Below are 20,564 nucleotides of genomic sequence, written 5' to 3' on the forward strand. Positions count from 1 at the left end.
CAAGAATGCACTCTCACCTCTTCAAGGCAAGGTCACCCGCCGCAGCGTCAGATTGATCCGGCCGCCTTTTTTCAGCAGCGCCGAGGTCGACGGATAGATGCGGTCGACGCCGTGGAAGCAGAGCCGGCCTTCGCCGCCGAGCACGACGACGTCGCCGCTTTTCAGGCGGAACGATTTGGTACCGCCGTCGCGTGTGGCCCCCCTGCCCGTCACTTGGCCGACCCGGAACAGGCAATCGTCGCCAAGTGACACCGAGACCACTGGGGCCGAGAAATCGGCTTCGTCGCGATCCTGGTGCAGACCCATTTTGGCGTCCTGCGTATAGAAATTGACCAGGCAGGCCTCCGGCGGATTCGGATAGGCGGCGACCTCCCGCCACAATTGCAGCAGCGCGTCCGGGATCGGCGGCCATGGCTCTCCGGTGAGTGGGTGCGTTGGCTGGTAGCGATAGCCCAGCTCCTTGTCGGTGACCCAGCCGAGCGTGCCGCAATTGGTCATGCGCACGCTCATCTCCTTGCCGGTCCGCGGCATCGCCGGCACGTACAGCGGCGCCCGCTGTACAATTGTCCTCACCTCTTCGACCAGCGCTTCCTGCGCCGCGCGGGACAGATAACCAGGCAAGTGGCGGACGCCTTTGGGCAGAACGAGCATGACTTCGCCTCCGGTTGATACTGAAACCATGCCACCGCCAATCAGAACGGCGACCCGAAAGCCACCGTTGTCGGCCTCCCTTTCTGTGGCAATGGCGAAACCTTGCGGCTGCGGCAGGGGAGGCCGCTTTATGCGCAGTCGGCGCGGTCCTTAGTCGTTCTCTACCCGGCCGCGCAGCTTTTTGATCGTGCCGCGCCCTGCCTTGCTTTGCAGCCGCCGCTCCACCGAGCCTTTCGACGGCCTGGTCTTCTTGCGCGGCGGCGGCGGCGGTTCCGCGGCCTTGGCGACCAGCGCCGTCAGCCTTGCCCGGGCATCGGCCCGGTTCTGCTCCTGGGTGCGGAAGCGGCCGGCCTCGATGACGATGACGCCGTCCTTGGTGGCGCGCTGGCCGGCGAGCTTGATCGTGCGCGCGCGCACGCGTTCGGACAGGCCAGCTGCATTGGCGGCGTCGAAGCGCAATTGGACGGCGGTCGCCACCTTGTTGACGTTCTGGCCGCCGGGACCCGACGAGCGGATGAAATCCTCGTGCAGGTCGCCCGGATGGATTACGGCTTCGTCTGATATGATGATGTCGTCGATAGGCATGCCGCAGTCATGGCGCGGCGGACCAAAAAAGAAAAGGCCCGATCGAGACCGCGCCTTTCAAGGATGCTTCGGTGAAGATGCCTGGACTATTCCGCAGCTTCCTGCAGGCGGGGTGCTGCGCCGAGCACGACGGCATCGACATGGCTCTCGAATTTCTCGAAGTTGACGGCGAACATGCCGACCAATCGCGCTGCCTGCCGGTCATAGGCTGCCTTGTCGGCCCAGGTCGAACGCGGGTCGAGAATGGCGCTCTCGACGCCAGGCACAGCAACCGGCACCTCGAAGCCGAAATTGGCGTCAGTGCGGAAACCGGACGCCTTCAGCGAACCGTCAAGCGCTGCGGCCAGCAAGGCGCGCGTCGCCTTGATCGGCATGCGCTTGCCGGTGCCGTAGGCGCCGCCGGTCCAGCCGGTGTTGACCAGCCAGCAATCGGCGCCGTGGCGGGCGATCAGCTCGCGCAGCAGATTGCCGTATTCCTTGGGGTGGCGCGGCATGAACGGGGCGCCGAAGCAGGTCGAGAACGTCGCTTCCGGCTCGGTAACGCCCTTCTCGGTGCCGGCCACCTTGGCGGTGTAGCCGGAGAGGAAGTGGTACATCGCCTGCGCCGGGGTCAGCCGTGCGATCGGCGGCATGATGCCGAAGGCATCGGCGGTCAGCATGATGATGTTTTTCGGGTGGCTGGCCCGTCCGCTCTTCGAGGCATTGGGGATGAAATCCAGCGGATAGGCGCAGCGCGTGTTTTCGGTGAGCCGGCCGTCGTTGAAGTCCGGCACGCGGTCGGCGTCGAGCACGACATTTTCCAGCACCGTGCCGAAACGCTGCGTGGTGGCGAAAATCTCCGGCTCGGCCTCGGCCGACAGCCGGATCGTCTTGGCGTAGCAGCCGCCTTCGAAGTTGAAGATGCCGTGCGGTCCCCAGCCGTGCTCGTCGTCGCCGATGAGCGTACGTGACGGATCGGCCGACAGCGTCGTCTTGCCCGTCCCGGAAAGCCCGAAGAAGATCGCTGCGTCGCCGCCCGGACCCTCATTGGCCGAGCAGTGCATCGGCATGACGCCCTTTTCCGGCAGCAGATAGTTGAGCATGGTGAACACCGATTTCTTCATCTCGCCGGCATAGGAAGTGCCGCCGATGAGCACGATCTTGCGGGTGAGATCGACCGCAATCACCGTTTCGGTGCGGCTGCCGTGGCGGGCCGGATCGGCGCGGAAGGACGGCAGGTCGATGATCGTCATCTCCGGCACGAAATCCTCGAGCTCGGCGGCCTGCGGGCGGATCAAAAGATTGCGGATGAACAGCGAGTGCCAGGCGAATTCGGTGATGACCCGCGTCGGCAGCTTCAGCTCGGCATCGGCGCCGCCGACGAGGTCCTGCACATAGAGATCGCTATTCGCGGCGTGGACAAGGAAATCGGCGAGCAGCATTTCGAACTGGCCCGCCGAAATCGCCTTGTTGTTGTCCCACCAGACATGGGGCTCGGTGGCGCCATCGCGGACGACAAACTTGTCCTTGGGCGAGCGGCCAGTGTGCTGGCCGGTCTCGGCAAGCAGCGCGCCGCCGGCGGTCAACCGGGCCTCGCCACGACGGATCGCTGCCTCATAAAGGGCGGCCGCACCAAAATTATAATGCACCGTGCCGGTGGTTTTCAGGCCGATACGATCGATCGCGCAAGCAGAATTGCGTTTGCCGACTTCCGACATCAAGGGTCCCTTCTTCTGGATTCGCCGCACTTTGCCGGCGCGTTTCCGGCGAGCCCGCGTTAGGGGCTGAGACGGTGAGAACCAGAAAACTCGAATGATATCAAATCATTAATCGATTTAAAAATTTTGAAAGTTGTTTAAATCGTTTATATGTGCAAAAAATCACGGTGGTTGCCCAAAGGATTGGCACACAGTGTTCGTCCAACCCCGTGTAGAGGTTCCGATGGGGCCGCCGGCAAGCCGTCCGCGACAGCGGGTGGAGCCTGTGCCACATTTTGTACCTAATTTGTCCTGCAAAAGCCCCTTCTCTAAGACAGAAGGGACAGCTCATGAGGGAGCCGCTTGAAATGGCAACAATCGCGCTTGTCGATGACGACCGCAACATTCTGACATCGGTGTCGATCGCCCTCGAGTCCGAGGGGTATCGCGTCGAGACCTACACGGATGGTGCGTCGGCGCTGGAAGGCCTGGCGGCGCGGCCGCCGAATCTCGCCATCCTCGACATCAAGATGCCGCGCATGGACGGCATGGAGCTGTTGCGCCGGATGCGGCAGAAGTCCGACCTGCCGGTGATCTTCCTGACCTCGAAGGACGATGAGATCGATGAGCTTTTCGGCCTCAAGATGGGCGCCGACGATTTCATCCGCAAACCGTTCTCGCAGCGCCTGCTGGTCGAGCGGGTGCGCGCCGTGCTGCGCCGCGCCAGCGCCCGCGAAGCTGCGGCAAAGGCGCCCAGCCAGCAGGCCCGTTCGCTGGAACGCGGCCAGCTCGTCATGGACCAGGAACGCCATACCTGCACCTGGAAGGGCGAGCCGGTGACGCTGACGGTCACCGAATTTCTCATCCTGCACTCGTTGGCGCAGCGCCCCGGCGTGGTAAAAAGCCGTGATGCGCTGATGGATTCCGCCTATGATGAGCAGGTCTATGTCGACGACCGCACCATCGATAGCCACATCAAGCGGCTGCGCAAGAAGTTCAAGGCCGTCGATGACGACTTCGAAATGATCGAAACCCTTTACGGAGTCGGATACCGGTTCCGCGAAGCTTGAGTTGATGCATGTCGCCCAAAAGTGGTCGCGGTTTTTGGGACGACGACATGCATAAAACCAAAGACTAGGCGGGAGCTGCTATTCGATGGCAGTGGATGTACAGCGGAGCAGACGAACGAGCGCTGTCAGGCGGTCGCGGATTCTGCCCGCATTCCTGTCGAGGTTGACGGTGCCGATGCGCCGCTTCCTCGGCCACCACATCTTTTCCAGCCTGACCCGGCGCATCCTGTTCCTCAACCTGGCCGGCCTCGCCGTGCTGGTCACCGGCATCCTCTATCTCAACACCTTCCGCGACGGGCTGATCGACGCCCGCGTCGAAAGCCTGATGACGCAGGGCGAGATCATCGCCGGCGCCATTGCCGCGTCGGCGACGGTCGAGACCGATTCGATCAGCATCGATCCAGAAAAACTGCTTGAACTGCAGGCCGGCGAAAGCCTGGGGCCGGGCTCCGACCAGCTCGACAATCTGGATTTCCCGATCAATCCCGAGCGCGTGGCGCCGGTGCTGCGGCGGCTGATTTCGCCGACGCGCACCCGGGCCCGCATCTATGACCGCGACGCCAATCTGCTGCTCGATTCGCGCCATCTCTATTCGCGCGGCCAAATCCTGCGCTACGACCTGCCGCCGGTCGAGGACGAGCAGCCGGATATGCTGGAGCGCGTGCAGAAATTCGTCTTCGACTTCTTCCGCAACAAGGACCTGCCCGTCTACCATGAGCAGCCCGGCGGCAACGGTGCGGCCTTCCCGGAAGTGGTCAAGGCGCTGACCGGCAGTCCATCGACGATCGTGCGGGTGAGCGAACAGGGCGAGCAGATCGTTTCGGTGGCGGTGCCGATCCAGCGCTTCCGTGCCGTCCTCGGCGTGCTGATGCTGTCGACGGAAGGCGGCGACATCGACAAGATCGTCGCCGCCGAACGCAAGGCTATTTTGCGCGTGTTCGGCATCGCCGCCCTGGTCACCGCCATCCTGTCGATGCTGCTCGCATCCACCATCGCCAATCCGCTGCGCCGCCTATCGGCGGCGGCAGTGCGGGTGCGGCGCGGCGTCAAGAGCCGCGAGGAGATCCCCGACTTTTCCGACCGCCAGGACGAGATCGGCAATTTGTCGGTCGCGGTGCGCGACATGACCAATGCGCTCTATGCCCGCATCGAGGCGATCGAAAGCTTCGCCGCCGATGTCTCGCACGAGCTGAAGAACCCGCTGACCTCGCTGCGCAGCGCGGTGGAGACCTTGCCGCTTGCCAAGAACGACAATTCACGCGGCAGGCTGATGGAGATCATCCAGCACGATGTCCGGCGTCTCGACCGGCTGATCACCGACATTTCCGATGCCTCGCGCCTAGACGCCGAACTGGCGCGTGAGGATGCCGCCACGGTCGATTTGAAGAAATTCATCACCGATCTCGTCGCCGTGTCGCGCGAAGCGACGCGCAACAAAAAGGCTGTCGAGATCGAATTCAAGGCCGCCAAGCTGCCGCAAGGCGTCAAAGGCTATTTCGTCACCGGCCATGATCTGAGGATCGGCCAGGTCATCACCAATCTGATCGAGAATGCCCGCTCCTTCGTGCCGGAGGACCACGGCCATATCGCCATTTCCCTGGCACGCTCGGGCAAGGTCAACATCGTCACCGTCGACGACAACGGCCCCGGAATCCGCGCCGACGCCATCGACCGCATCTTCGAGCGCTTCTACACCGACCGCCCGGCCGGCGAGGCGTTCGGCCAGAATTCGGGGCTTGGCCTGTCGATATCCAGGCAGATCGTCGAAGCCCATGGCGGCACGCTGACCGCCGAGAACATCCCCGGCACCAAGCCCGGCGACATCAAGGGCGCGCGCTTCGTCGTTACGCTGCCGGCCGAAGGCTGATCGCGGCTGCGCATGCCCGATCCCACCGCGGAACCCGAGAACATCCATGCCACCGCAGTCCTGATTGGCGAGCGGGGCGTCCTGATCACCGGGCCGTCCGGCTCGGGCAAGACAACGCTGGCGCTGGCGCTCATCGACCATTTCAGCCGGCTCGGGCTGTTTGCCCGGCTGATCGGCGACGACCAGCTGTTTGTCGCGGCGCGTTTCGGGCGGCTGGTCTGCCATGCGCCCGCCAGCATTGCCGGCCTCGCAGAGGTGCCCGGACTTGGTCCGAAGCCGCTTTTGTTCCAATCTGTGGGAGTCATCGACCTTACGATCCAGCTGGTTGCCGCTAACGCTGTGGAGCGTTTCCAGGAAGAGTCGAGCGCGACCATTGCCGGCTGTGTGGTGCCGCGCATCGACCTCGTTCAGCGCAACGTCACTGCGGCTTTGCCGGCGGTAATGGCGCGGCTGGCGATTGCGCCTTTCGTATGATCCGCCGCCGGTTTTTTGCTGCAATGCGTCAAATTGGCCATGGCCGACGCAATTTTGGGCTTGTCAACGCGCCGCGCGTCGACAAGATAGCGCTCCCGCCGCCTGGGATGGCCGGCGAGCATAAAAAGCGCCTGTGAAGCGGCGATGACGGGAGCCACCATAGAATGATCGGACTCGTGCTTGTAACGCACGGTCAACTGGCCGCCGAGTTCCGCCATGCCGTGGAACATGTCGTGGGGCCACAAGACAATTTCGAAACCGTGGCAATCGGCGCCGACGACGATATGGAGCAGCGTAGGCGCGATATCGTCGACGCCGTCGGCCGCGTCGACACCGGGACCGGCGTCATCGTTCTGACCGATATGTTCGGCGGCACGCCTTCCAACCTCGCCATTTCGGTGATGGAATCCGGTCGCACCGAGGTCATCGCCGGCATGAACCTGCCGATGCTGATCAAGCTGTCGTCGATCCGCAAGGGCGACAACATGGCGACCGCGCTCGACGAGGCGCAGGCCGCGGGGCGCAAATACATCAACGTCGCAAGTCAGCTGCTGAGCAGCAAATGAACGCGCTGTCGCCCGGTGAGATCGTGCGCGAGTTCCCGATCGTCAACCAGCGCGGCCTGCATGCGCGCGCCTCGGCGAAGTTCGTCCAGGTCGCCAGCGGCTTCGACGCCACCGTCCATGTCGAGAAGGATGGTCTCAAGGTCGGCGGCACCTCGATCATGGGGCTGATGATGCTGGCGGCGAGCCCCGGTTATTCGATCCGCGTCACCGCCAGCGGCGCTGAAGCCGCAGCGGCGATGGACGCGCTGGAGCAGCTGGTCGCCTCGCGCTTCGGCGAAGAGTGCTGAAGTTTTTGCTTTGGACGCCGTTGTCCCAAAACCGCCGGATACTTTTGGGCGGCATGCATCCCCGTAAACACATACGCGCATAAAGATTTCTTTATATCCCATTGTCGTCTTGGCGGCGATCTGCTAGTCAGGCCGGCATTCCGCGCCCTTCGACGCGCCGTGTGGCGCAGGCGCATTCTGAAGACAAATCACACCGGAGCACTGCCATGACAGGTAGCAAGGACTATGTGGTCGCCGACATCTCGCTTGCCGGCTGGGGCCGCAAGGAACTCGATATCGCCGAAACCGAAATGCCGGGCCTGATGGCCTGCCGCGAGGAATTCGGCGACAAGAAACCGTTGAAAGGTGCGCGCATCACCGGATCGCTGCACATGACCATCCAGACGGCGGTGCTGATCGAGACGCTGAAGGCGCTTGGCGCCGATATCCGCTGGGCCTCGTGCAACATCTTCTCGACCCAGGACCATGCGGCCGCGGCCATCGCCGAGGCCGGCATCCCGGTGTTCGCCGTCAAGGGCGAGTCGCTCGAGGAGTACTGGGACTACACCGACAGGATCTTCCAGTGGGCCGATGGCGGCCTCTCCAACATGATCCTCGATGATGGCGGCGACGCCACGATGTACATACTGATCGGCGCCCGCGCCGAAGCCGGCGAGGACGTGCTGTCCAACCCGCAGAGCGAGGAAGAGGAATACTTCTACGCCCAGGTCAAGAAGCGCCTGAAGGCTTCGCCCGGCTTTTTCAGCAAGCAGAAGGAAGCCATCCGCGGCGTCACCGAAGAGACGACGACGGGCGTCAACCGGCTCTACCAGTTGCAGAAGAAGGGCCTGCTGCCCTTCCCGGCGATCAACGTCAACGACTCGGTCACCAAGTCGAAGTTCGACAACAAATATGGCTGCAAGGAATCGCTGGTCGACGGCATCCGCCGCGGCACCGACACCATGATGGCCGGCAAGGTTGCGGTCGTCTGCGGCTATGGCGACGTCGGCAAGGGCTCGTCGGCTTCGCTCAAGGGCGCCGGCGCCCGCGTCAAGGTCACGGAAGTCGATCCGATCTGCGCGCTGCAGGCGGCGATGGACGGCTTTGAAGTCGTCACGCTGGAAGATGCCGCACCAACCGCCGACATCGTCATCACCACCACCGGCAACAAGGATGTCGTCACCCTCGACCACATGCGCTCGATGAAGGACATGGTGATCGTCGGCAATATCGGCCACTTCGACAATGAGATCCAGGTCGCGTCGCTGCGCAACCTGCAATGGACCAACGTCAAGCCGCAGGTCGACATGATAACCTTCCCGGACGGCAAGCGGATGATCCTGCTGTCCGAGGGGCGCCTGCTCAACCTCGGCAACGCGACCGGTCATCCGAGCTTCGTGATGTCGGCCTCGTTCACCAATCAGGTGCTGGCGCAGATCGAACTCTACACCAAGCCCGGCCAGTACCAGAACCAGGTCTATGTGCTGCCCAAGCACCTCGACGAGAAGGTGGCGCGTCTGCATCTCGACAAGCTTGGAGCCCGCTTGACCGAACTTTCCGGCGAACAGGCCGCCTATATCGGCGTGACCCCGCAGGGTCCGTTCAAGCCGGAACACTACCGCTATTAGCCAAAGCGGCGTTTACCACTAGATATTGAAGCCGGGCGATTGACTTTTCGCCCGGCTTCTTTTTTGCGCGGATGATTCTTCACGCCGATTCCAGCACGCGCTATTGTGCTGATTCGTGGGCCGGGGACGAGGCCGGCGTACGCATCGAGAGCATGATTCGAACCGAAGGACCGCGTCAGCGAAAAGTGGGAAGCGGTTTTCGGAAAAGATCATGCTCTTTAGAAAAGAGTTAGGTCAGAAGGGCGTTTCCATCAAACGTGATCCTGATCTAGGCGGTCTTGCATTCAGGCGGCGAAGAGGACCAAGGCATGCCGGGGGAAAACCCGCCTCGCGCGGGATCGGCCGTTTCCGGCGGCCATGACGATTCCGATAGCAATGGCTCCGTCACGACAGGCGGTGGCCTGAAGAGGCGCGTTGGCGCCCGCACCGCCGGCTTTCTTGCCACCTCAGCTCTTGCCGGCCCGCTTACCTCGTTTGCCGCCCATGCCGAGCCGGCCATTGCGCAGAAGGCCGGACTGTCGGTCAGCGCGGTCGAAGTCATCCAGCTCGCCATGTTCGTCGGCGTCATGGGCGCGGCACTGGTCTCGGCCATCTTCCTGATCCGCGAAAGAGCCCGCACCTCGGCGCAGAATGTCGAACTCAGAGCCCGCATTGCCGACATCAATGCGGCGCTGCAGCGCTCCGAGGCGCTGCTCAATCTGCGTGACCAGCGCGTCATCGTCTGGGCGTCGGAGAACAAGAAGCCGGAGCTGATCGGCACGCTGCCGCTGGAAAGCGGTGCGCCGGACGACCGTGCAGCCTTCCTCGCCTTCGGCCGCTGGCTGATGCCGCGCTCGGCGGCGGCGCTCGAAAATGCCGTCGCTGGTCTGCGCGAGAAAGCGAAACCCTTTGATCTCGTGATCGAATCGCAGGCCGGGGCGCCGCTTGAAGTGCATGGCCGCAAGAGCGCCGCGCATGTGCTGGTGCGCTTCGTCTCGCTGTCGGAAACTCAGAGGAGCCAAGCCAGGCTGAAGATCGAGAACCAGCGTCTGGCCGCCGACTACGAGACCATGATCGGCCTGCTCGACGCCTTGCCGATGCCGGCCTGGCTGCGCGCCACCGACGGGCGGCTGAAATGGGTCAACCGTGCCTATGCCGGAGCGGTCGAGGCACCGAACGCCGAGACCGCCGTGCGCGAAGCCAAGGAATTCCTCGGCGGCCAAGCGCGCGAACAGATCGCCGCGCAGCACAAATCGCGCCCAATCTTCGAACAAACGCTGTCGACAGTGATCGAGGGCGACCGCCGCGTGTTCGCCGTCACCGACTTCGCCGGTGCGGACGGCTCGGCCGGCCTTGCCTGCGACACCAGCGCCACCGAAACCATTCGCGGCGAATATGAGCGCACGGTGCGCAGCCATGCCGACACGCTCGACCAGCTCAACACGGCGGTGGCGATCTTCGATGCCAACGAGAAGTTGCGCTTCTTCAACCAGGCGTTCCAGAAACTGTGGGGGCTGGACCCGGGCTTCCTGCACAGCGCGCCCGACAATGCGCTGCTGCTCGACCGGCTGCGCAGCGAAGGCAAGATCGCCGAGCAGCCGGAATGGCGGCGCTGGAAAGAAGGCCTGCTTGGCGCCTACCGCGCGGTGGAATCGCAAGAGCATTGGTGGCATCTGCCCGACGGCAAGACCATCCGCGTGGTGGCCAACCCGCAGCCGAAGGGCGGCGTGACCTGGGTGTTCGAGAACCTGACCGAGAAGATGGACCTGGAAAGCCGCTACCAGACGGCGGTGCGGGTCCAGGGCGAAACGCTCGACAATCTGGCCGAAGGCGTCGCGGTGTTCGGCCCCGATGGGCGGCTGCGCCTGTCGAACCCGGCCTTTGTCGCGCTGTGGGGACTGAGCCAGGATGTGATCAAGCCCAACGTCCATGTCTCGGCGATCCGCGATCTCAGCGACCAGCGCGCCGTCGACAGCCCGTGGGGCGGGTTCGTCGCCGCCATCACCGGTTTCGACGACGAGCGCCGCGACCGCCATGGCCAGACCGAACTGAAGAACGGCACAGTGCTCAGCTACGCCGTCATCCCGCTGCCCAACGGCCAGGTGATGATGACCTTTGTGGACGTCACCGACAGCGTCAATGTCGAGCGCGCGCTGAAGGACAAGAACGAAGCGCTGCAGAAATCCGACCAGCTGAAGAACGAGTTCGTGCAGCACGTCTCCTACGAGCTGCGCTCGCCGCTGACCAACATTATCGGCTTTACCGAGCTTCTGTCGCTGCCGGCGACCGGGCCGCTCAGCCCAAAGCAGCGCGAATATGTCGAGCATGTCGGCTCGTCATCCTCGGTGCTACTCACCATCGTCAACGACATACTCGACCTCGCCACCGTCGACGCCGGCATCATGCAGCTCGACATTTCGGAAGTAAGCGTCGAGCGCACCATCGAGGCCGCGGCCGAACTGGTCGCCGACCGGCTGCAAGAACATTCGATCAAGCTCCGGATCGACGCCGCTGCGGCGCCGAAGAGTTTTCACGGCGACGAGACCCGGGTTCGCCAGATCCTCTACAATCTGCTCAGCAACGCCGCCAATTACGCGCCGGAGGCGAGCACTATCACGCTTGCCTGCCGGCATTTGGAGCAAGGTGTGGAATTCTCCGTCCATGACAACGGCCCCGGCATGCCGCCGGACCTGCTCGATTCGGTGTTCCGCCGCTTCGAGCCGCGCACCAATGGCGGGCGCCGGCGCGGTGCGGGCTTAGGCCTGTCGATCGTCAAGAGCTTTGTCGAGCTGCACGGCGGCAGCGTGCGCATCGAGACCGGCAAGGACAAGGGCACCACCGTCATCTGCACCTTCCCCGATGCACCGTCGGGCATCCGCGCCGCGGCCGAGTAGCGCGCTCGATGACTGTTGTTGTGCTGGAGCGTTTTCTCGCCGACGAGGCTGCGACCGCAAGGCTCGGCGAGGACCTGGCCATGGCGCTGCGGCCGGGCGACGTGCTGGCGCTCAAGGGCGATCTCGGCGCCGGCAAGTCGACGCTGGCGCGGGCCCTGATCAGGGCGCTGGCCGATGATGCCGGCCTCGATGTGCCGAGCCCTACCTTCACCTTGGTGCAAAGCTACGACACGCGCATCCCCGTGCACCATTTCGATCTCTATCGCCTGTCCTCGGCCGGCGAGATGGACGAGCTGGGTTTCGACGAGGCGCTGCTGCAGGGCGCTGCCCTTGTCGAGTGGCCGGAACGGGCGGAGGCCGCTCTTCCGAGAACGTCGATCTGGATCGAACTCGTCCATCAGGACGAAGGACGATTGGCGAAACTATCGGGCCAAGGCGTTGCCTTCGAACGCGTGGCGCGATCGCTGGCGATGCGCGATTTCCTCAAAACGGCCGGTTGGGGCGACGCCGCGCGGCGCCATTTCGTCGGCGACGCCTCGGCGCGCTCTTACGAGATTGTTTCGCTCGCCGGCCTTGCGCCGCGCGTGCTGATGAATTCGCCGCGGCTGGTGCTGGGGCCGCCGGTGCGCGACGGCAAGCCCTATGCCGTGATCGCCCACACGGCGCAGTCGGTCACCGCTTTCGTCGCCATCGACAAGGCGCTGCTGGCGCAAGGTGTCAGTGTCCCAAGAATCCATGCCGAGGATCTCGAACGGGGCTTTCTGCTGCTGGAGCATCTGGGCTCGGAAGGTTTTCTCGACGGCAATGATGAGCCGGTGGCCGAGCGCTACGCGGCAGCGGCCGAATTGCTGGCGATGATGCATGGGAAGACCTGGCCGCAGCGCATGGAGGCCGTGCCGGGCGTCTTCCACGAGGTGCCGCCCTTCGATCGCGCCGCCATGCTGATCGAAGCCGATCTCTTGGTCGATTGGTATGTGCCGATGGTGACCGGCAGCCCGGCAAGCGAGGCTTTACGCGCCGGCTATCACAGGGAATGGAACGCGGTTCTCGACCGGCTGGACACACAGGAATACACGCTGATGCTGCGCGACTTCCATTCGCCCAACATCATCTGGCGCGGTGACCGCAAAGGCCACGACCGCCTCGGCATCGTCGACGTCCAGGACGCGCTGATGGGTCCGGCGGCCTATGATGTTGCGTCGCTGGCCATGGATGCCCGCGTCACCGTTTCGCCCGATATCGAGCAGCGGACCGTGGACGCCTATGTCGCTGCGCGCCACGCCGCCGTCGGCTTCGATGAGGACGCCTTCCGCGCGGCCTATGCGATCATGGCGGCGCAGCGCAATTCAAAGATCCTCGGCATTTTCGTGCGGCTCGAAAAGCGCGACGGCAAGCCCTATTATCTCCGACACCTGCCGCGCATCCGCGATTATCTCAGGCGGGCGCTGGCGCACCCGGCGCTGGCTCAGCTGAAGGAGTTTTACATGGCACATGGCCTGCTGGAGGAACGGCTCCCGTGACCTTGACCACAGCGATGGTGCTGGCGGCTGGTCTTGGCAAGCGCATGCGGCCGATCACCGACACCATGCCGAAGCCGCTGGTGCGGATAGCCGGCAGGACCTTGCTCGACTGGGGGCTGGACAGTCTCGAAGCGGCCGGCGTCGAGAAAGCCATCGTCAACGTGCACTATCTGCCGGACCAGATCGTCGCCCATATCGCCCACAGGCGGGCGCCAAAGATCGTCATTTCCGACGAGCGCGACGCGCTGCTGAATTCGGCGGGTGGCATCGTCAAGGCATTGCCGCTGCTGGGTGCCGGACCCTTCTACATCATCAACGCCGATACGTTCTGGATCGACAGCGGCCAGCCCAGCCTCGAGCGCCTTGCCCTTGCATGGGACGGCGCGAAAATGGATATTCTGCTGATGCTTACCGATCTCGACTCGGCCACCGGACACGGTGTCGGCACGGATTTCCTGATGGCGCCGGATGGCGGCCTGCGGCGCTCGAAAGGCGATCCGGCCGGGTTGATCTATGCCGGAGCGGCAATCGTCAATCCCGCCATCTTCAGGGATGCGCCGGCCGGGGCGCATTCGCTCAACACCTATTTCGACAAGGCAATCGCCTCTGGCCGTCTGTTCGGCATGCAGATGCGCGGAAGCTGGATCACCGTCGGCACTCCCGACGCCATTCCGCAGGCGGAAGCGGCGGTCGCCGACGCTCTCGCGAAGGTGGTATGAGCGGCGCGCGCCGCGTTCTTTCGATCCCGCCCGGAGCGCCATTCCTGCCGACTCTGGCCGAGGCCTTGCTGGCCGGACGGCTGGTGCCCGGCTTCCGGTTCGACGGCGATCCGCTGGCGCTGGCTGATGTCACCATCTATGTGCCGACACGGCGCGCGGCCCGTGCGCTGCGCGGCGCTTTTGTCGACGCGCTTTCGGGACCGGGAGGGAGCCGCCGTTCGGCGATCCTGCCGGTCATCCGCCCGCTCGGAGAGTTCGACGAGGACGAAGCCGCCTTCGACGCCGGCACGCCGACCGAGCTTGAAATGGCGCCGCCGATCGCAGCCATCGAACGCCTGCTGCTGCTGGCGCCGCTGGTGCGGGCCTGGAAGCGCACCTTGCCGGCGCATGTCCTTGATATGTTCAACGAAGAGATCGTCGTGCCGGCCTCCGCCGCCGATGCGATCTGGCTGGCGCGCGACCTCGCCCGGCTGATGGACGAGATCGAAACCGAAGGCACGGACTGGACCAGGCTTGCCGATCTGGTCACCGGCAATCTTGCCGGATGGTGGCTTGTGACGCTCGATTTCCTCCGTATCGTCACCGAGGCCTGGCCGAAATTGCTGGAGGAGCGCGACCGCTCCAACCCGGCCGCGCACCGCAATGCGCTGATCCGGCGCGAGGCGAAGCGGCTGGAACGCAACCCGCCCAAAGGCCCGGTGATCGCCGCCGGCTCGACGGGCTCTATTCCCGCCACGGCCGAACTGCTTGCCACGGTCGCCAGCCTGCCCAACGGCGCCGTGGTGCTGCCCGGGCTCGATGGGATGCTGGACGAACCGTCTTTTGCCGCGATTGGGGCGCCCGGTGCGCGGCCGGCACTGCTTGGCCACCCGCAATACGGCATGGCCAAGCTGATCGGCAAGATTGGCGTGCTGCGTGGCGATGTCGAGGAAGTGGTCTCCGCCGAGCCCGCACTGGCGCTCCGCGCGGCCCTTGTCGGCGAGGCGCTGCGGCCGGCCGAGACCACGGAATTATGGGCCGAGACCCGCATATGCTTCAACGCCGTAGACATCGCCGAGGCCTTCGCCCACGTGACGCTGGTCGAAGCCGCCAGCGAACGCGACGAGGCGGCGGCGATCGCCATCGCGCTGAAAACCGCCGTGGAACAGCCGGGGCACAGGGCAGCGCTCGTTACCGGCGACCGCGGGCTGGCGCGGCGCGTCTCGGCCGAGCTGTTGCGCTTCGGTGTGATCGCTGACGATTCCGGCGGCACGCCGCTCGCCAACACGCCTGCAGCCAGCCTGCTGCGGCTCACACTTCACGCGGTATTCCGGCCCGGCGATCCCGTCGACCTTTTGTCGCTGCTCAAGCATCCGCTGCTCGGGCTCGGACTTGAGCGCACCGGCGTGCGCCATGCCGCCGAGCTCATCGAACTCGTGGCGCTGCGCGGCGGCACCGGACGCCCCGACATCGCCGCCTTGCCAGCACTGTTCGAGGAGCGTCTCGCCGGGCTGAGCGGGGACAAGCGCCAGCCCTTCTGGTTTTCGCGCCTGAGCGTGCGCGGCATCGACGATGCCCGCGATATGCTGAGCCGGCTTGTGGCGGCGCTGGCGCCGCTGACTGCCTTTCGCGGTGAAGAGAATGCCGATCTCGTCGCGTTGACCAGAGCGAGCGTCGCCGCACTGGAAAATCTCGGCCGCACGGCGGAGGGCAGCCTGGCTGAATTTTATGCCGGCGACGCCGGCGAGAAACTCGCCGAGCTGCTGCGCGGTGTGGTCGCCGCGTCTGCATCGTTAGACTTCCCGGCCGACGAATGGCCTGATGTGATGGACGCGCTGGTAGCACCGGAAACGGTCAAGCCGGGGCAAGGCACAGACCGCAACATCGCGATATGGGGCGCGCTGGAGGCACGGCTGCAGAGCGTCGACACGCTTGTCATTGGCGGGCTGAACGAAGGCGTGTGGCCACGCAAGCCGGAAAGCGATCGCTTCATGTCGCGGTTGATGAAGACCGGCATCGATCTCGAGCCGCCGGAGCGGCGCATCGGCCTTGCCGCCCACGACTTCCAGATGGCGATGGGGGCGAAAAAGGTGGTGCTGACGCGCTCCGCCCGCGCCAGCGACGCACCGGCGGTGCCGTCGCGCTGGTTGCAGCGCATCCTCACCTTCATCGGCAAGGATCCTGCAGCCGCACTGCGCGGACGCGGCGACGAATTGCTTGCCTGGGCGCGCGCGCTCGATGCCGGCGAGCGGCAGCATTTCGCGCCGCGACCGCAGCCGAAACCGCCGCTGAGCATGCGGCCCACCCACTTCTCGGTGACCGAGATCGAGACGCTGCGCCGCGACCCCTATGCGGTCTATGCAAGGCGTATTCTGAGCCTTCTGCCGCTCGAACCGGTGATCCGCGATCCCGGTGCGGCCGAGCGCGGCACGCTGTTTCATGACATCCTGCATCTGTTCTCGACAGAGGTTGCCGACCCGCGCGCGCCGGAAGCTCTGGAGAGACTCATCTCGGCTGGCCGCAGGTGCTTTGCCGACATTGCCCTACCCGCCGATGTCGAGGCGGTGTGGTGGCCGCGCTTCGAAAAGCTCGCCGCCAACATCATCGAATGGGAGCGCGGCCGCGCCCCTGCCGTCGCCCGGCGGCATGCCGAGGAGCGCGCCGAAAAGACGGCTGTCGGCCGTACCGGTGTGACGCTGTCCGGCTATGCCGACCGCGTCGACCTTTTGGCCGGTGGCATGGCCGACATTCTCGATTACAAGACCGGCTCCTCGCCATCCAAGGCGCAGGCGCACACGCTGCTGGCGCCACAGCTGGCGCTCGAAGGGGCGCTGCTCCGGCGCGGCGCCTTCAAGGGGCTTGGCGCGCGCGAACCCTCGCAGCTTGCATTCGTGCGGCTGAAGCCGAATGGCGAAGTGTTCGAGGAATCCATCCTCGACTACAACCGCCAGCCCCGGACCGCCGAAGACCTCGCCGAGGAGGCCTGGGCGCGGCTGGAAAAGCTGCTGGTCCATTATGCCGATCCGACGACCGGCTACCTGTCGCGGGCGCTGCCGTTTCGCGAGGGCGAGAGCGATGGCGATTACGACCATCTGGCGCGCGTGCTCGAATGGTCGGCCGGTGGCGACAGCGATGACGAGGCGGGGGAGGCATGAAAAAAGCCTATCCCGTCCCGAGCGAAACCGCCGCCAACCAGGCGCGCGCTTCCGACCCGAAGAACTCGGCCTGGGTGTCGGCCAATGCCGGCTCGGGCAAGACGCATGTGCTGGCCCAGCGCGTCGTCCGGCTGCTGCTCAACGGCACCGATCCGTCGAAGATCCTGTGCCTGACTTATACGCGGGCGGCCGCCGCCAACATGTCGAACCGCGTGTTCTCGACCCTGTCGGAATGGACAGCGCTCGGCGATGCCGAGCTTGCCACAAAGATTGAGGCGGTGGACGGCCGCCGGCCCGACCGCGACACGATGCGGCGGGCGCGCCGGCTGTTTGCCGAAGCGCTGGAAACGCCGGGCGGGCTGAAAATCCAGACCATCCACGCCTTTTGCGAATCGGTGTTGCACCAGTTCCCGCTGGAGGCCAACATCCCGGCGCATTTCGAAATGCTCGATCCGCAGATGGAGGCCTCGCTGTTCGCCGCGGCGCGACGCGACATGATTTCGGGCACGTCAGCCGGAGACACCGGACTGGCCGAGGCCTTTGCCACCGTGCTGGAGCGCGGCGGCGAACACGGGCTCGACGCGCTGCTCGCCGAAATCGTGCGCAAGCGCGACGGCTTACGCGGCTTCATCGATGCGGTCCGGCGCGACGGCGCCGGCTTTCGGGCCCTGTTCGACGAATTCCATTTTCGCCCCGGGCAGAACGCCGAAGACATAGCGGCATCGGTATGGCCGCTGCCGGGTTTCCTGCTGGACTTCTTTGCAGTGTTCGCCAGTGCCGCCGAGGCCGCCGACGCCCGCACCGTGCTCAACAATCTCTTGCCCTATGCCCGCTTGGCCTTTGCCGAGACGGACCCGACCCGCCGGCTGCAGATGCTCGGCAAAGCCTTTCTCAAGGCCGATGGCGACCCCTATGATCCCTCAAAGTTGTTCAAGAAGGCGCTGCTCGGCCGGCTGCCCGACCTTCCCGAGCGCTATCTGGCGGCCGTCAAGGCGATAACAGAGGTCTCCGACCGGCTGGCGCTGTTCCGGATGCTGGAAGGCACGGTCGCGGCGTTGACCATAGCCGACTGGCTGATCGTGCGGTACGAGCGCCTGAAGCGCAGCCGCGGCTTTCTCGACTTCAACGACCTCATCACCCGCACCGTCAACCTTCTGGCGCGGCCGGATGCCGGACCCTGGGTGCAGTACAAGCTCGACCAGGGTATCGACCACATCCTGCTGGACGAGGCGCAGGACACCAGCCCCGACCAATGGGAGGTGGTGAAGCGGCTGGCGGAGGAGTTCTTTGCCGGCCACGGCCAGCGCGGCACGACCAATCGCACGGTGTTCGCCGTCGGCGACGAAAAGCAGTCGATCTATTCCTTTCAGGGTGCCGCGCCGGATTCCTTCGCCGACAGCCGGCTCTTGTTTTCCGGACGCGTGAACGCCGCCAATGCTTCGTTTGCCGACCTGAAACTGACCTGGTCGTTCCGGTCGACCGACGACGTGCTTGCCGCCGTCGACCGCGTCTTTGCCGATCCGGGCGTGCGGCGCGGCATCAGCCATGACCCCGATCCGCTCGACCATAAGGCGATCCGCAACGACGCGCCTGGCTATGTCGAGGTCTGGCCGTCGCTCGGCTCTGACGCCGTCGAGGAGCCCGACGACTGGACGTTGCCGGTCAACCATGCCAGCGCGCCGGCTGTGCGGGTGGCCGAGCACGTGGCTGCGACCATCCAGGCCTGGCTCAAGGACCGCGAGATCATCGAGGGCAAGGGACGCAGGCTGAGGGCCGGCGACATTCTTGTGCTGGTGCGCAAGCGCGACCGCTTCGTCCATGCGCTGTCGCGCGCGCTGAAGGACCGCGATATTCCCGTCGCCGGCGCCGACCGGCTGAGCCTGCCCGGCCACATCGCGGTCAAGGACCTGATCGCACTCGGCCATTTCCTCATCCAGCCGCAGGATGACATGTCGCTCGCCGCCGTGCTGCGCAGCCCGGTTTTCGACGTGTCGGAGGAGACGCTTTTTACGCTTGGCGCCGGACGGCCAGCCGGAACATCGCTGATCGCCTCATTACGCCAGCATGCTGGCGACAATACCGCGCTGACCGATGTCGTTGCCCGGCTCGACGGCTGGGCCAACGAGGCGGCGTTCCGGCCGGTGTTCGAATTCTACGCCGGGGTGCTGGCGCGCGACGGCCTGCGCAAGAAGATGATCGCCCGGCTTGGACCGGAAGCCGGCGATATTCTCGACGAGTTCCTGAGTTTCTGTCTGGCCGAAGAACGCACCGGCTTGCCGGGGCTGGAGGCTTTCCTGGCGACGCTGGAAAACACCGGCCCGGAGATCAAGCGCGAGATGGACCAGACGCGCGACGAGGTCCGCGTCATGACCGTGCATGCCGCCAAGGGCCTGGAAGCGCCTGTTGTCTTCCTGGTCGATGGCGGTTCGGCGCCGTTCAGCGACCAGCATCTGCCGCGGCTCATGCCGTTCGACGCTTCGGGCCGCAATTTCGACGGCAAGGGCTATCTCTGGCGCTCGGCCGCCGATGTCGCCAACGGCTTCTCCAAGGCGGCCTCGGCCAGGGCGCGGGAGCTTGCCGACGACGAATACCGGCGGCTGCTCTATGTCGGCATGACGCGCGCCGAGGACCGGCTGATCGTCTGCGGCTATCACGGCAAGCGTCAGCCCAGCACCGGCACCTGGCATTCGATCGTCAGCCGCGCGCTGACAGGTGCACCCGAAAGCACCGAGCGCCGCCACCCCGCCAGCAGCGAGCCGGTGCACCGTTTCGTCATGACCAAGCTTCCGCCGGTGGCGCAAGCGGCAGCCGACGAGTCGCGGCTGCCGCAACAGGTGCCGCCGCTGCCGGTGGGCTTGTTCCGGCCCTTGCCGCCTTATGAGGAGCTGCCGCGCCCGCTGTCGCCTTCCGGCGCGTCGGCGCTGATCGACGAGGGCAAGGAGGCGGTCGTCGATACGCGTTCGCCGGTGCTGGACAGCGAAGCGGAGCCCGGTTTTGCCGTGATGCGCGGGCTGGCGCTGCACAAGCTGCTGCAGATGCTGCCCGGTTTTGCCGAAGACGAACGGCAAGGCGCGGCGGCGCAGTATCTCATTCGAGCCGGCGCCGACTGGCCGGAGGCCGAGCGCAACAAGGCGCTGGCTTCGGTGATGGCGATCCTCAGAGATTCGCGTTTTGCCGGGCTGTTTTCGCGCTCGTCCCGCGCCGAAGTGGCCGTCATGGGCAGTATCGAGGTCAAGGGCAGGCTGCGCTCGATCTCCGGCAAGATCGACCGGCTGGCGGTGACGCCCGGGCGCGTATCGATCGTCGACTACAAGACCAACCGGCCGGCGCCCGCAGGCCTGGCCCAGGTGCCGCCGGCCTATATACTGCAGCTGGCGCTCTACCGCGCGCTGCTCAAGCCGCTTTACCCCGGCCGCGCAGTGACGGCGGCGCTGCTGTTTACCGAGGCGCCGAGGCTGATCGAACTGCCGGCGCAGGCGATGGATGACGCCCTTGCCCGACTCACGGGAGCGTGACACAAGTTCTGCTTGAAGAA

At 65.1% G+C, this 20,564-nt stretch carries 14 protein-coding genes; 11 read left to right on the plus strand and 3 right to left on the minus strand.

Annotated features, from left to right (window positions below):
- Positions 1-21: 21 nt before the first annotated feature.
- The 3 genes from NLY33_RS04480 to NLY33_RS04490 all read right to left on the minus strand — a co-directional run bounded on the left by NLY33_RS04480 (position 22) and on the right by NLY33_RS04490 (position 2,933).
- On the minus strand, positions 22-651 hold the full coding sequence (locus NLY33_RS04480) for an alpha-ketoglutarate-dependent dioxygenase AlkB family protein (RefSeq protein WP_023703765.1): 630 nt from the start codon (positions 649-651) through the stop codon (positions 22-24).
- A 150-nt stretch (positions 652-801) separates the two neighbouring features.
- On the minus strand, positions 802-1,236 hold the full coding sequence (gene arfB, locus NLY33_RS04485) for an alternative ribosome rescue aminoacyl-tRNA hydrolase ArfB (protein ID WP_023672309.1): 435 nt from the start codon (positions 1,234-1,236) through the stop codon (positions 802-804).
- A gap of 86 nt (positions 1,237-1,322) precedes the next feature.
- Positions 1,323-2,933, minus strand: coding sequence for a phosphoenolpyruvate carboxykinase (locus NLY33_RS04490; RefSeq protein ID WP_023703766.1), 1,611 nt, complete (start codon positions 2,931-2,933; stop codon positions 1,323-1,325).
- A gap of 347 nt (positions 2,934-3,280) precedes the next feature.
- On the opposite strand from NLY33_RS04490, the gene NLY33_RS04495 reads away from it, so the two are divergent.
- The 11 genes from NLY33_RS04495 to addA all read left to right on the plus strand — a co-directional run bounded on the left by NLY33_RS04495 (position 3,281) and on the right by addA (position 20,544).
- Entirely contained in the window at positions 3,281-3,982 is a 702-nt protein-coding gene (locus NLY33_RS04495) for a response regulator transcription factor (protein WP_010912942.1), read from the plus strand.
- 85 nt (positions 3,983-4,067) lie between these two features.
- Positions 4,068-5,849: a sensor histidine kinase gene (locus NLY33_RS04500; RefSeq protein ID WP_023672307.1), complete on the plus strand. Its 1,782-nt coding sequence runs from the start codon at positions 4,068-4,070 to the stop codon at positions 5,847-5,849.
- Positions 5,850-5,861: 12 nt separating this feature from the next.
- Entirely contained in the window at positions 5,862-6,323 is a 462-nt protein-coding gene (locus NLY33_RS04505; protein WP_023687429.1) for an HPr kinase/phosphorylase, read from the plus strand.
- Positions 6,324-6,487: 164 nt separating this feature from the next.
- On the plus strand, positions 6,488-6,889 hold the full coding sequence (locus tag NLY33_RS04510; RefSeq protein ID WP_023672304.1) for a PTS sugar transporter subunit IIA: 402 nt from the start codon (positions 6,488-6,490) through the stop codon (positions 6,887-6,889).
- Entirely contained in the window at positions 6,886-7,176 is a 291-nt protein-coding gene (locus tag NLY33_RS04515) for an HPr family phosphocarrier protein (RefSeq protein ID WP_023672303.1), read from the plus strand. Before NLY33_RS04510 ends, NLY33_RS04515 begins: the two co-directional genes overlap by 4 nt.
- A gap of 206 nt (positions 7,177-7,382) precedes the next feature.
- The gene (ahcY, locus tag NLY33_RS04520) at positions 7,383-8,783 is read left to right on the plus strand and encodes an adenosylhomocysteinase (protein ID WP_023703767.1); all 1,401 of its coding nucleotides are present in this window, start codon (positions 7,383-7,385) and stop codon (positions 8,781-8,783) included.
- Between the two features lie 308 nt (positions 8,784-9,091).
- On the plus strand, positions 9,092-11,656 hold the full coding sequence (locus NLY33_RS04525; protein WP_023703768.1) for a sensor histidine kinase: 2,565 nt from the start codon (positions 9,092-9,094) through the stop codon (positions 11,654-11,656).
- Between the two features lie 8 nt (positions 11,657-11,664).
- Complete coding sequence (gene tsaE / locus NLY33_RS04530) at positions 11,665-13,176, plus strand: tRNA (adenosine(37)-N6)-threonylcarbamoyltransferase complex ATPase subunit type 1 TsaE (protein ID WP_023703769.1); 1,512 nt, start codon at positions 11,665-11,667, stop codon at positions 13,174-13,176.
- Positions 13,177-13,190: 14 nt separating this feature from the next.
- Positions 13,191-13,895: a nucleotidyltransferase family protein gene (locus tag NLY33_RS04535; RefSeq protein ID WP_031196410.1), complete on the plus strand. Its 705-nt coding sequence runs from the start codon at positions 13,191-13,193 to the stop codon at positions 13,893-13,895.
- Positions 13,892-17,029 carry a double-strand break repair protein AddB gene (addB, locus tag NLY33_RS04540; protein WP_023703771.1) on the plus strand — a complete coding sequence of 1,046 codons (3,138 nt, stop codon included), beginning with the start codon at positions 13,892-13,894 and terminating at the stop codon, positions 17,027-17,029. The genes NLY33_RS04535 and addB overlap by 4 nt, the downstream gene beginning before the upstream one ends.
- A complete protein-coding gene (addA, locus tag NLY33_RS04545) occupies positions 17,026-20,544 on the plus strand; it encodes a double-strand break repair helicase AddA (RefSeq protein WP_023703772.1) in 3,519 nt (1,172 codons plus the stop codon). Before addB ends, addA begins: the two co-directional genes overlap by 4 nt.
- Positions 20,545-20,564 lie beyond the last annotated feature (20 nt).

The sequence above is a fragment of the Mesorhizobium sp. C432A genome, assembly GCF_030323145.1.
GTDB lineage: Bacteria > Pseudomonadota > Alphaproteobacteria > Rhizobiales > Rhizobiaceae > Mesorhizobium.